The 12,041-nt window shown below is 66.2% G+C and carries 10 protein-coding genes; 7 read left to right on the top strand and 3 right to left on the bottom strand.

Annotated elements, in window-relative coordinates:
* Window positions 1–70: 70 nt before the first annotated feature.
* Window positions 71–1,108: an AI-2E family transporter gene (locus tag WBP07_RS26490; RefSeq protein WP_395398066.1), complete on the top strand. Its 1,038-nt coding sequence runs from the start codon at window positions 71–73 to the stop codon at window positions 1,106–1,108.
* On the opposite strand, the gene WBP07_RS26485 is transcribed toward WBP07_RS26490, so the two are convergent.
* Window positions 1,081–2,310, bottom strand: a complete 1,230-nt coding sequence (locus tag WBP07_RS26485) for a BamA/TamA family outer membrane protein (RefSeq protein WP_395398065.1) — start codon at window positions 2,308–2,310, stop codon at window positions 1,081–1,083. The two genes, WBP07_RS26490 and WBP07_RS26485, sit on opposite strands and share 28 nt — an antisense overlap.
* Before the next feature lie 52 nt (window positions 2,311–2,362).
* Complete coding sequence (locus WBP07_RS26480; RefSeq protein WP_395398064.1) at window positions 2,363–3,373, bottom strand: transporter; 1,011 nt, start codon at window positions 3,371–3,373, stop codon at window positions 2,363–2,365.
* Window positions 3,374–3,577: 204 nt separating this feature from the next.
* Between WBP07_RS26480 and WBP07_RS26475 the strand changes: the two genes are divergently transcribed.
* The 4 genes from WBP07_RS26475 to WBP07_RS26460 all read left to right on the top strand — a co-directional run bounded on the left by WBP07_RS26475 (window position 3,578) and on the right by WBP07_RS26460 (window position 7,811).
* Window positions 3,578–4,270 (top strand): DUF3313 family protein, encoded by a 693-nt coding sequence (locus WBP07_RS26475; protein ID WP_395398063.1) that lies wholly within the window; start codon window positions 3,578–3,580, stop codon window positions 4,268–4,270.
* 350 nt (window positions 4,271–4,620) lie between these two features.
* Complete coding sequence (locus WBP07_RS26470; RefSeq protein WP_395398062.1) at window positions 4,621–5,553, top strand: phosphatase PAP2 family protein; 933 nt, start codon at window positions 4,621–4,623, stop codon at window positions 5,551–5,553.
* A 114-nt stretch (window positions 5,554–5,667) separates the two neighbouring features.
* The gene (locus tag WBP07_RS26465; RefSeq protein WP_395398061.1) at window positions 5,668–6,258 is read left to right on the top strand and encodes a homogentisate 1,2-dioxygenase; all 591 of its coding nucleotides are present in this window, start codon (window positions 5,668–5,670) and stop codon (window positions 6,256–6,258) included.
* A 95-nt stretch (window positions 6,259–6,353) separates the two neighbouring features.
* On the top strand, window positions 6,354–7,811 hold the full coding sequence (locus WBP07_RS26460; RefSeq protein WP_395398060.1) for a CHAD domain-containing protein: 1,458 nt from the start codon (window positions 6,354–6,356) through the stop codon (window positions 7,809–7,811).
* A 26-nt stretch (window positions 7,812–7,837) separates the two neighbouring features.
* Here the strand turns inward: WBP07_RS26460 and WBP07_RS26455 are convergent, their stop codons facing one another.
* Window positions 7,838–9,055, bottom strand: coding sequence for an MFS transporter (locus WBP07_RS26455; protein ID WP_395398059.1), 1,218 nt, complete (start codon window positions 9,053–9,055; stop codon window positions 7,838–7,840).
* 169 nt (window positions 9,056–9,224) lie between these two features.
* Here WBP07_RS26455 and WBP07_RS26450 point away from each other — a divergent pair, with 169 nt between their 5' ends.
* A complete protein-coding gene (locus WBP07_RS26450; protein ID WP_395398058.1) occupies window positions 9,225–9,887 on the top strand; it encodes a hypothetical protein in 663 nt (220 codons plus the stop codon).
* A 99-nt stretch (window positions 9,888–9,986) separates the two neighbouring features.
* Complete coding sequence (locus WBP07_RS26445) at window positions 9,987–12,005, top strand: SPFH domain-containing protein (RefSeq protein WP_395398057.1); 2,019 nt, start codon at window positions 9,987–9,989, stop codon at window positions 12,003–12,005.
* Window positions 12,006–12,041: the final 36 nt, after the last annotated feature.

Below are 12,041 nucleotides of genomic sequence, written 5' to 3'. Positions count from 1 at the left end.
CAGTGCAGACGGAAAGGATCCGGCAACCCCGGGCATCTCCGCGGCTAAGGCGGCCATCGATCCGAGGCAGATGGGTCTGACCGTCGTGATCCTGATCGCGGCGTTCTGGGTCGCTTTTCCATTCCTGAAACCAGTCGCCTGGGCCGTCATCCTGACCGTCGCCGAATGGCCCCTGTACAGACGCGCCTTGGATCGGCGGCCCAACCGCCGGGGCACGATCGCGGTGGGTTTTGCGCTCGGCACCGCGCTGTTTTTCCTCGTCCCGCTCTCGATCGGTGCCGCCGCGCTGGTGGAAGAGAGTCAGGCGGGGCTCGATTGGCTCAAACACATCGGCCAATCAGGCATGGCCATGCCGCCATGGCTTCCGGACTTACCGCTGATCGGCGGGCGGGCGAGCCGATATTGGCAGGCTCATCTGGCAAGGGCGCAGTCGGTGGACGATCTGCTGGCCATCGTCAGCACCGGCTCGGTCCTGACCTGGACGCAGGCGATCGGTATGGAAATCGTGCGCAAATCGGCAACGGTGGCGATCACGGCGATCTCGCTGGCCAGCCTGCTCTGGCATGGCGAGGTACTTGTGCGAGAAGGCCGCCAGATCGCGATCCGCATCTTCGGCACCTTCGGCGGAGATTTCCTGACAAAGCTTGCCGGCGCCGTGCGCGCCACCGTCACGGGCACGATCCTCGTCTCGTTTTGCGAGGGCGCGCTGATCGGCGTGGGCTATGCGATTGCCGGCGTTCCCCAGCCGATCCTCTTCGCCGCCTTCACTATCGCGCTGGCCCTTATCCCGTTCGGCGCATGGGCGGCATTCGGCCTTGCCAGCCTGATCCTCATCGCCGGCGGCAATGCCCCGCAAGGCGTCGCGCTGTTCCTGTTCGGCGCAATGGTCATGACGATCGGCGACAACGTCATCCAGCCGACAGTCGTCGGCAGAGCCGTGAAGCTGCCATTCCTGCTGGCGATGATCGGCGCTTTCGGCGGCCTGGCGGCGATGGGGCTGATCGGGCTGTTCATCGGCCCGGTGGTCATGGCGGCGCTCCTGCTCGTCTGGCAACACTGGCTGCTGCCCGCCCCCAGCGGTCAATCCATTCCGAACGCCCAGGCATGACCGAACTGGAGGTAGAAGATGCCCCCACCCGGCCCCACGGCCACATCGATGCCGGCGTCCAGCCCCAGCTTGCGGGCGATGCGATAGCGAAAGCCCCCTCCGCCGGCGAACTTGGCACCGGAATCGTCGAACAGCCGGCGATCGCCCGCCCATGAAGCGCCGACGCCGGCGAAGGCAAGCAGCGCCCAGCGCGTGCTGAGCTGCCGCGTCAGTTCGACCTCGGTACTGAACACATTGCTGCCCTGATAACGCTGTGCTTCCACGCCGCGCAGATTGACGGCGGGCGCGAAATAGATCGGAAAGTCACCCCGCATGGCCGAAAATTCGGCCTTGTAGCCCAGCCGCCACTTCGGCGAGAGGCCGTGGAAAGCGTAGAGATCGGCATCGTATTTCTGGAAGGTGCGGTCGCTGCCGAAGGCGGCGGAATCGAACTTGCCCTGCACATAGGCATTCACGCCCTTCGTCGGCGTCATCGTGTTGTCGCGGCTGTCGAAGTGCACGCCGAAGCCCAGCGCGCCGGTCGTCAGGGTGCGGCCGAAGTCGTTCGCGATCGGCAGGGGATCCTCGAAATCCACGCTGGAGCTCAGCTTGCGGAAGTCGATCAGCGGCCCGGCCGAGAAGCGCTTGTCCGGCAAGTGGACCAGGATGGAGCCCAGGATGCCGTACTTGTACTTGCTCGTGTAAGTCAGCGCCGTCGGCAGGAAGCTGGGATGGGCGTCGAGCGTGATCTCCCCCCGGCCGATGCCGAACTTGTAGTTGATCAACCCATCGAGCCCCCGGCCGGCCTGGTAGTAGCCAAAACCGTAGGACCCGTTCCCCGTCTTGAAGGCGCCCAGCATCCGCCGTGTGACATTGCGGGGATCGTCCTTGGGCACGGTGATGAACTGCGCCACCACGCCGTAACCGCCATGCACGGCCGGTTCGGTAATGATCACGGGCATAGGAATGAAGCCGCCCTTGGCGAGGAATTTCGAGAAGTCGAACTTGCCATCCTCATCGTCGAAGAAGCGCTGGAGGAACTTCGGCTTCCCTTTCGCGGGCGCATCAGCCGGGGGGCCTGCCTGCTGCGGAACGGTATCGGGCTCCTGCTCCGCCGATATCTGCTGCTGGGCCTGCGCGGCCGCCGGAAAGCCCGCGACCAGCAGGGAGGCAGCCGCCACCAACTGGCAAGACCGCACCGTGCCGCTCACCATCCCGGGCATGCCGGTTTCTCCTTTCGCGAAAGGCCGGTGACCGGCGACGGAAATGAAGCGCCTATTGCCCGGCGTTCGGCGGCAGGTTCATCTTGAGCGGGAGGGTGACGCTGACCATGGCCACGGTGCCTTCCTGCCGGCGGGTGGCGTCGAATTCCTGGAGGACGCGCAGGCGGAAGGTGGTGGGGCTACGGCCCAGCACGGTATTGTAGGCCACCGTCCCGCCCAGCGCGGCCACTTCGCCCTTGTTCGGGCCCAGCACCGCGCCCGAGCCGGTATCCGCGCTGATCTGCTTGTAGTAGTACCCCTGGATCCCGGCCGAGAACTTGGGAGAGAAGGTCTTCTCTACCGCGGCTTCGAAATGGAAATCGTTCCCGCTGTTGTAGTCGGTATAATCGTTCGTGCCGTTGATCGTCACCCCGGCTTTGCCGCTGACGTCCCAGCCTGACTTGATGTCGTGCCAGCTCGCCGCCAGCGAAAAGTCGCCCGCCCAGCGGTGGAAGGCAATATTGGCCAGTTGGTCCTTGCGGTAGTGGCCCACCGGGATGTTGACGAAGCTGCTGGCGGTGAGGTGCAACCGGTCCCACGTCCAACCGAGCGAGGCCGTCATCAGCGGATCGCCCACCGTCAGCGTGCTATCGCGCACCGAGCGCGAGATCGTGTTGCCCAAGGGTCCGGTCAGCGAGACATCGGCGCTGACCATCGGCGCTGCAACCGGAATCGCGGGGCCGAGGGCCAGCGTGCCGCCCAGGAATTTGGTGGACGGCACCCACAGCAGGGTGACGAACTGCGCAACGATCACGCTGTCCAGCCCGGCCGCCACCTTGCCGCCGACGACCAGGCTCTTGTCCGCGGAAATGTTGCCGTCGTAGAAATAGTAGGTGCTGTCCGCGTAGACGCCTTCGACCGGGGGTTGCACGGCGGCATTGGCGCCGCCGGAACCGAGCAGGTAGATGCTCGCCCCTCCCTCCGTCGCCTGCGCCGGTTCGACGCCCCCCAGCAGAACCGCCGTAGCAAGCGGCATCGTCACCAGCGCGGCGATACGGCCACGCTTTGAAGCCAAGACGGTCATAGGCCGCTCCTGATCCCATATTGGACTGCAAGTGTGCAGGACCCTGCCGGGACCATGAATCGGGGTTTACCCCCGGATTCGCGTACATTCTTCCGGGGAGGGTGCGGCGGGCGGGAAGATTTCCCGAAAAGCAGGAATTGTCCCGATGGGCGCGCATCCTGCCCCTGCCTAGCATGGCACCGATACGAACGGAGGAGGAATGCCATGCCGAACAGGCTCTGCCGGGCGATCGCCGTGCCCCTGCTGCTATCGCTTGCAACACCGGTATCCGCCGCCGCGCCGCCCGCCTCGTGGGATGGGCTGGCACACGTCAAGTCCAGCAAGATCCAGGCCGTCTACCTGCTGCCGGGCGCCGACTTCCGCGCCTACTCGAAAGTCATGATCGATCCCCCGGAATTCGCCTTCCGCAAGGACTGGCAGCGCGAACACAACGCCGGGGTCGATCCGTCTCAGAACATCTCGAACGCGCAAGTGCGCGACATCCTGGAACAGGCAAAGACCGGCTTCCACACCCTGTTCGTGGAAGCCTACCAGAAGGCGGGCTATCAGGTTGTCTCCACGCCCGGCGCCGACGTCCTGCGCATCTCCACCGCGGTGGTCAATCTGGACGTGGCCGCTCCCGATACGATGAGCGCGGGCATGCAGTGGACGTTCACCAGCGAAGCCGGCGGCGGCACACTGGTGGTGGAAGCGCGCGATTCCACCACGGGCGCGCTGCTGGGACGCGCGGTCGACGCCCGCGTTATGGACGACACGCGTCCCTACTTGCGCAACCGCGCGACCAACTATGAGGATTTCCGCGATCTCTTCGCCCGCTGGGCAAAGTTGAGCGCGGAAGGGCTGAACGAACTGAAGCTGCATTCGCCGCTCGGCGCCGACGGGAAACCGCAGCGATAGCGTGCCGGATGGACCGGCGACGCGCACGACCGTGCGGACCGTCCCTGTCAAGACATCGGGATAATACCCGATAGATTTCGGCGGGTGCCGGCATAAGTTTCGGTGGTGGAATCCGGATCCTATTTCCGCTCCTCTCCAGACCTGAGCCAGGCAGAAGCGGCACAGGCGCCTGGCACAACCCGGCGTGACGCAGATGGCCAGCATAAAGCAAATGGCGTTTGAGATGCGTCGGGTTGTGCGCTTTGCGGCGGTTACGCCGCCAATTCCACCAGTTCCCGCCCGGGTGAACGACCGACAACCCCCTCCCGATCAGCCCCCTGATCGAAAGGGCTTCAGGAAAGGGGCATGCCATGCCGGATGGAAAGCGCAGCGAAAACGCACAGCGGCATGTCTGCCGCTGGCGCGGCTTGCACTACTACCCGTTGGCACTGGTGGCGCTGGGCGCCATGGCCATTGCCGCCGGCGCTTCGGGAGCGGACGGACAATCCACGAACCGAGCCGACGCCGCGCCGGCCACAAGCGCCGTTCCTCCTTCCCCCGTTCCTCCTTCCATCGCCGCCAAGCTGCCGGCCAACATGCCCAAGGGATACCTTCCCCTTGACCAGTTGCCCGATAGCCTGGCCCTGCTGCCCCCGCCGCCCGCCGCCGGTTCGGCCGCCTTTGCCCGTGACGAGGAAGTGAGCAAGGCGCTGAGCCGCGCGCCGGACAGTCCGCGCTTCGTGCAAGCCGCCAGCGATGCCGATCTCAAGCCCGCGCACGCCCTGCAGACCTTCGCCTGCGCCGCCGGCGTCACGCCCGATCCCCGGCGCACGCCGGTGCTCTACCGGATACTGGGCAAGTCGATGATCGACATCGGCCTTTCCACCTACCGCGCGAAGGACCATTACCAGCGGATCCGACCCTTCGTCGCCCATGGCAACGGCACCTGCCTGCCCGCAGACGAGGCCACGCTGCGCAGCGACGGTTCCTATCCTTCGGGGCACAGCGCGCTTGGCTGGGGCTGGGCCCTGATCCTGACCGAACTGGTGCCGGGCCGCACCGATGCGATCCTCCAGCGTGGCCGGGACTTCGGCGAGAGCCGCCTGGTCTGCAACGCGCACTGGGCTAGCGACGTCGACGCTGGCCGCGTGATCGCTGCAGCCGCCGTGGCGCGCCTTCATGGCGACGCGGCCTTCAGGGCCGATCTCGATGCCGCGCGCAAGGAACTGGCCAGCCCGGCGCGCCCGGCCGCCCCGCCCACCGAGACTTGCGCGACGGAAGCCGCTTCGCTGGCGGCATCCTGACCGGTTCTTCCGTGCGGAAAACGAACCCCCACTTGGTGCTTTTGCGCTGTTCCCATGCCGGCGATCGGCTAACATCTGGCAGCAAGGGGTTTTGGTGAAAGCATCGAGGGGCTGATGACGACCAGCAAAGCACGCGCAATCCCACTACACGGCCGGAAACCGATCCTGCTGGCGGCACTGCTATGCGCAGGCGCGGCGCAGGCGCAGGAACCGGCGCAGGATGTGCCAAGGACCGTCCCCTCCCCCATCGCCTGCCCACCCGGCCCGCCGGCCCTACCTGCCGAACTGGCGGCTTGGAACCAACGCATGCCGCTGGCGGCGGCGCGGAATGCCAAACAGGTGTTGACCGTCGCACGGCTCGACCTTGGCCGCGCGGTCGACGGCGAACTCGCGCCGACGCGAAAGGTCCGCTACGCCACGCCCCCGGGCCAACCGGGCGCATCCACCAGCTTCGGCGGCCTCTATGCCTTTTCGGTCTCCCAGCCCGGTGATTACCGCATCGTGCTGGGTACGGCCGCGTGGATCGACGTGGTCAAGCCCGCCCGTGACAGCAAGCCCGAGACATCGACCACGCACGGCCGCGGTCCCGATTGCTCCGGCATCCGCAAGATGATCGATTTCCCCCTGCAGCCCGGGGACTACGTGCTCCAGATTTCAGGCAGCCCGGATGCGCGGGTTCCGCTTCTGATTGTGCCGGCAGCGTAAGGGCCAGTCTGCCCGATGGCCGGCCTTCGGGGCCGGTGCACTGTCATAATCCGTCGATGTCCTATATGCTTGCCGGCGAAAGGCGGGGACGGACAATGGCCGCAGACGCTGTCGACGAAGAGGAACTGAAGCTCGAACTGACGCCGGATGACGCCGATACGCTGGAAGGCTCCGGGTTATTCGGCCGCGCGCCTGCCGCGATCCGGCAGGAGTCCGTCTATTTCGACACGCCCGACCGCGCGCTTTTCCGCGCCGGCCTGTCGCTCCGCATCCGCCGCAGCGGCAAACGCCGGGTGCAGACGGTGAAGGCAGAGCGCTCTGCAGCCGGAATGCTCGTTCGTGCGGAATGGGAACGCGAAGTGTCCGGCGACCATCCCGTCATCGAAGATGCCACGCCGGTCGCCGCGCTGTTGAGTGGACGCATCGGCCTGCTCTCGCCGGTCTTCACGGTCGAGAACGAGCGTCGCCTGTGGAAGCTGGACGGCATCGAGATCGCACTGGATCGCGGCCGGATCGTTGCCGGCGAACGTTCGACACCGGTCTGCGAAGTGGAACTGGAGCGCAAGGAAGGCGACCTTTCGGCGCTGTTCGCGCTGGCCCGCAAGATCGATGGGACAGTTCCGACCCGGATCTGCGTGCTCAGCAAGGCGGAGCGCGGCTATCGCCTGCTGGGCCCCTCCCCCAGCCCGGTCAAGGCCGCCCCGGTCGAACTGAGCGCGGACATGTCGGCGGCAGAGGCGTTCCGGGCGATCGCGGGCGCCTGCCTCCGGCACTATCATTCCAACGTCGCGACGATCCTGGACCACGACGATGCCGATGCACTCCATCAGGCGCGGGTGGCGATCCGGCGGCTGCGCTCGGCGCTGTCGATATACAAGGCGATGCTGGCCAGCGACCGCGCCGCTGCCAGGATCAACCGTGAACTGCGCTGGCTGGCCGGAAAGCTGGGGGCGGCTCGGGAAATCGACGTGCTGATCGCGGACGCCAGCGACGGCGCGCTGGTGGAACGTCTCTCGCTAGCCCGCGCCAAGGCCTATGCTTCCGCCGGTATCGCCTTGCGATCGAAGCGATGCCGCGCGCTGATGATCGAACTGGCGGAATGGATCGCCACGGGGCCATGGCTTTCGCATGAGGGCGAACCGGAGCATGGCGATCTGCCGGTGTGCGATTTCGCCGCCAGCGCACTTGGCCACCGCCGCAGGGTCCTGAAGAAACGCGGCCAAGACCTTGCGGAACTGGACGACGAAGCGCGGCATGAAGTGCGCAAGGCCGCGAAGAAAATGCGCTACACGGCGGATTTCTTCGCCACGCTCTATACCCGGAAGAAGGCGCGCCGCCGCCGCAAGCACTTCATCCATGCGCTTGAAGACCTGCAAGACCATCTCGGCGACCTCAACGATCTGGCCACGGCGCCCGCCGTGGTGCACCGCCTGGGCCTGTCGGACCTGCCCCAAGCCGCCGCGATGACCGACGAAAGCGGCAGGCCCCGCCTCCTCAAGTCCGCCGCCGCCGCATTGGACGATTTCGCCGAAGCCGGCCGCTATTGGAAATAACCCTGCCGGCCTGGTAAAGCCCGCGCTCAGGAAAGCGCGGCGGCCGATGGGCCCGCCACCTTCCGGACCGGCCGGCCCGCAAAGACCGAACAGACCACGCACAGCGCGGCGGTGCCCAGCGCAAGCGGCCAGAGGGCCGTACCGTCGGGCACCATCCGGGTGGACTGCGATTCCAGCCAGTTGCCTGCAAGGCATGCCGAAACGCCAAGGCCGATCTTGGTCGTGGCCGTGAACAGGCCGTAGGCAAGGCTGGAATCCCCGGCCCCACGGATTGCCGGCTCATGCGCCACCAACTGGGAAAAGCCCGTCCATGCCAAGAGGGCGATCCCGCCCACCAGCGCCCCGAATATCGCAAAGACCAGCAGCGCGCCCACCGGGCCTACGCCCACTGCGACCGGCAGCAGCAGGATGACCGCACCGATGCAGAAATAAGCGATCGACAGGCCTTGCGCGATTCCCCAGCGCCGGGCGATCGCCTCCCACGCCGGAACCACCGCAAGCCGGGCCAGACCGATGGCCAGCGGCGCCGCAGCCAGCACCCATTGCGTGCGGATCTTCAGGTGCAGGAGCCCCTTGCCCACCGCCCCGAGCGCGCCCGCCCCCACCATCTGCGCCAGACAGAACGGCAGCACGCAAAGCGCCACGCGGGCCATGTCGGAAAGGCTTGGGCTGACCGGCCGCTCCGGGACATCCTGCCAGAGCCGCGCCAGCATCCACGGCACCGGCAGCAGGCCCACCAATGCGATCAGGGCAAGGCCGACGAACAGGATGAGCGGAAGGCCGGGAGTGGCTAGCAACATCAGCGGCAGCGTCAGCCCCGCCACCACCAGCGCCCCGGCAGCGGCCGCGATCGACCGCAACCGCATGAGCCGAAGGTGCCCGTGCCGCTCCGCCAAGGGCATGCTCAAGGCGTTGTGCGGCACGTCGAACAGCGCAAAACTGGTCCGGAACGCAAGGATCAGCGCCATGGCCGCGCCGGCGGTATCGACCAGCGGCAGCAAGGCAAAACTCACGCAAGCGACGGGCACGGCCATCACGGCGATCGCCGGCAGCCAGCGCCCGATTTGCGGACGCCGCGCCAGCAGGATGCCCCAGGCGAAATCGAGCGCGGCGTTCCATGCCGAACCAGCCAGAAACATGCCCCCGCCCAGCACGGGATTGAGCCGCAGGACAACCACCAGCACGTAGAAGGCAAAGGCCTCCTCGCCCGACCAGAGCAAGTTCTTCGCCAGATGCGACGTCATGAAGACCCGCAGCGACGTCTTGGGTGAAACCACGGTCACTGCGCGGCGCATAAGCACCGCATGTGACTCTTTTGCGTCGCTAGAACAGTTTCCGATCCGATTGCATCGCGCGGGTGCCCGTCACTGGGATTCCATGGCGTGCCGCCTTCCGGCGTGGCAGAATGGGCGCGTGCCAAAGGACGTTTCATCGACCGGCAAGGAAGCCGCCGCACCGGTGCTGCCGTGGCGGTTGGTGGCCGGCGCATTCCTGCATTGCGTACTGCCGTTCTACCTGCTCGCCATGCTGGCCGCGATCGTGGTGCGCAGACCCGACCATGTCGAGGCGCTGCTGGACCTGGCGCTGCGGATCAGCCCCGCGCTGCTGGGCGGCTACGCCCTCGTCGCGACCGGCGCAACCACCTTCGCCGCGCTGGTCGATCCGCTCTTGCGGGCGCGCCGGGCACGCCGCGAAGCCAGGGACCCTCGCGCGCCCGCCGCGCGGTCCGAGCGCGATCTTCGCCGCGCCATCGCGGCATCGCGTGCAATTCGGGGCGCCCGGACGGAGGCGGCCATCGCCGCCATCACGGCGGCGAACTGGAACCATGAAGACCCCGGCCATCAGGCCCTGTCGCGCGATCTGGCCGAAGCCATCGAGTCGTCCACCCGCGCGCTTGCCACCGCCGCGCCGGACCGGCGCCCTGCCCTGACCGAGATGATCGCCGCCACGATCGAGCACATCGCCGCCGCTCAGGCCGACCTTGCCATCGCACAAGCCCGCGCGGACGAAACGCAGGCAAGGATAGTCGCCGGCTATGTCGAGGCGCGCTACGGTCCCTCTCAATTCTCAGGTTAACAAATATTATTCCTCTGGTGGACGCTTGAGAACAGGCGTAAATATCGCGGCGAGCGCAACTGGTGCGCTTGTATCAGGTCCCAAGGACACCATTCCCAGATGACAAATATGTTTGTGCTCGGCGCCTCGGCTGTCGTGGCCCTCGTCGTCGTCTTTCTTTTCGTGCTTTCGCGCTGCGTCCGCTATGTCGGCAACAACCGCGTCGCCGTCGTCGAGAAGCTGTGGAGCCGCAACGGCTCCCTCTCCGGCGGCCTGATCGCGCTCAGCCGCGAAGCCGGTTACCAGCCGAACGTACTGCGCGGCGGCTATCACTTCTTCGTGCCGTTCCAGTATCGCATCCACAGCCAGCCGCTGGTGACGATCCCGCAAGGCCAGATCGGCTATATCTTCGCGCGTGACGGCGCCCCGCTGGGCCCCACCCAGACGCTGGCCAGCAACTCCGCCACGGCGGACTTCCTGGACGTGCGCGGCTTCCTGTCCAACGGCGGCCAGAAGGGCCCGCAGCGCACGATCCTGCGCGAGGGTACGTATGCCATCAACCTCGCCCAGTTCGTGATCATCACGCGTGAGCACATCTACGGCCTGATGCTGGAACGCAACGACGCCGACCTCTTCGCCCAGATGCAGGCGGTGATCGAGGAACGCCGCGGGTTCGAGGCGGTGGTGATCAAGGATTCGTCCGACCAGATCGGCATCGTCACCGTGCATGACGGCCCGGCACTGACCGCCGACCAGATCATCGCGCCCGAAGTCGGCACCAGCCAGGCGGACGCGGTGACGTTCCACAACAGCTTCCAGGACCCGGAAAAGTTCATCGCCGCCGGTGGCCGTCGCGGCCGCCAGTTGCAGGTACTTGTCGAGGGCAGCTACTTCATCAACCGCCTGTTCGCGACCGTGGAAATGGTCGCCAAGACGGTGATCGAGGTCGGCCATGTCGGCGTCGTCATCAGCTATACCGGCGTCAGCGGGCAGGACACTTCGGGCGAAGATTACCGACACGGCGAACTGGTCGCGCGCGGCACACGCGGCGTCTGGAGCGAGCCGCTGCTGCCCGGCAAATATGCGTTCAACACTTATGCCGGCAAGATCGTGATCGTGCCGACCACCAACTTCATCCTGAAGTGGGATCAGGACACGACCGGCCAGCACAAGTTGGACGAGAATCTGTCCGAAGTCTCACTGATCACCAAGGATGCGTTCGAACCCACGCTGCCGCTCTCGGTCGTGGTCCATATCGACTATCGCAAGGCGCCACTGGTGATCCAGCGCTTCGGCGACATCAAGAAACTGGTCGAACAGACGCTCGATCCGATGGTCTCGGCCTATTTCAAGAACGTTGCCCAGCGCAAGACGCTGATCGAACTGCTGCAGGAACGCTCCGACATTCAGGAGCAGGCGGGCGACGAGATGCGCGCCAAGTTCAGCGGCTACAACCTGGAACTGCAGGAAGTGCTGATCGGCACCCCGCGCGCGACCGCTGGCAACGACCAGATCGAAAAGGTGCTGCAGCAGTTGCGCGAACGCCAGGTGGCCGAGGAACGCGTGACCACGTACGAGAAGCAGCGCATCGCCGCCGAAAGCGAAAAGGCGCTGCGCGAGGCGGAAGCGCGTGCCCACCAACAGACCTCGATCACCGAATCCGAACTGTCGATCACGGTGCAGGAAAACCAGGGCAAGGCGGCGTTGAAACGCGCCACGCAGGACGCGGAGCAGACCCGCACGCTGGCCAAGGCAGAGGCCGACCGCATCCGCATCGTCGGCGAGGGTGAGGCCGCCAAGACCGTCGCGCTCGCCGGCGCCGAGGCGGAGCGGATCACCCGCACCGGCCTTGCCACTGCCGAAACGATCGAGAAGCAGGCCGCAGCATCGGGCGGCGCGCAGTTCCAGCTGACACGTCAGGTGATGGAACGCATTGCCGAGGCGCTGGAGAAGTCGGGCGTGGACATCGTGCCCCGGGTGCAGATCAACACCGGCGGTGCATCGGGCGCGGAAGGCGGCGGCGCGTTGCAGGCCTTGATCGGCATGCTGCTCTCCGAAAAGGGCATGAACATGCTGGGCACGCCGGTAGGCGTGGCCGCCAATGACGAGAAGGAACCGCCGGCCATCGCTGCGGAATAAGGCGAGTGAACGGTTTGAGCGTTTTCTAATCAGGTG

The organism is Novosphingobium oxfordense, assembly GCF_044029435.1.
In the GTDB taxonomy this organism is placed as follows: Bacteria; Pseudomonadota; Alphaproteobacteria; order Sphingomonadales; family Sphingomonadaceae; genus Novosphingobium.
This window is presented reverse-complemented; position numbering and strand designations above follow the sequence as displayed.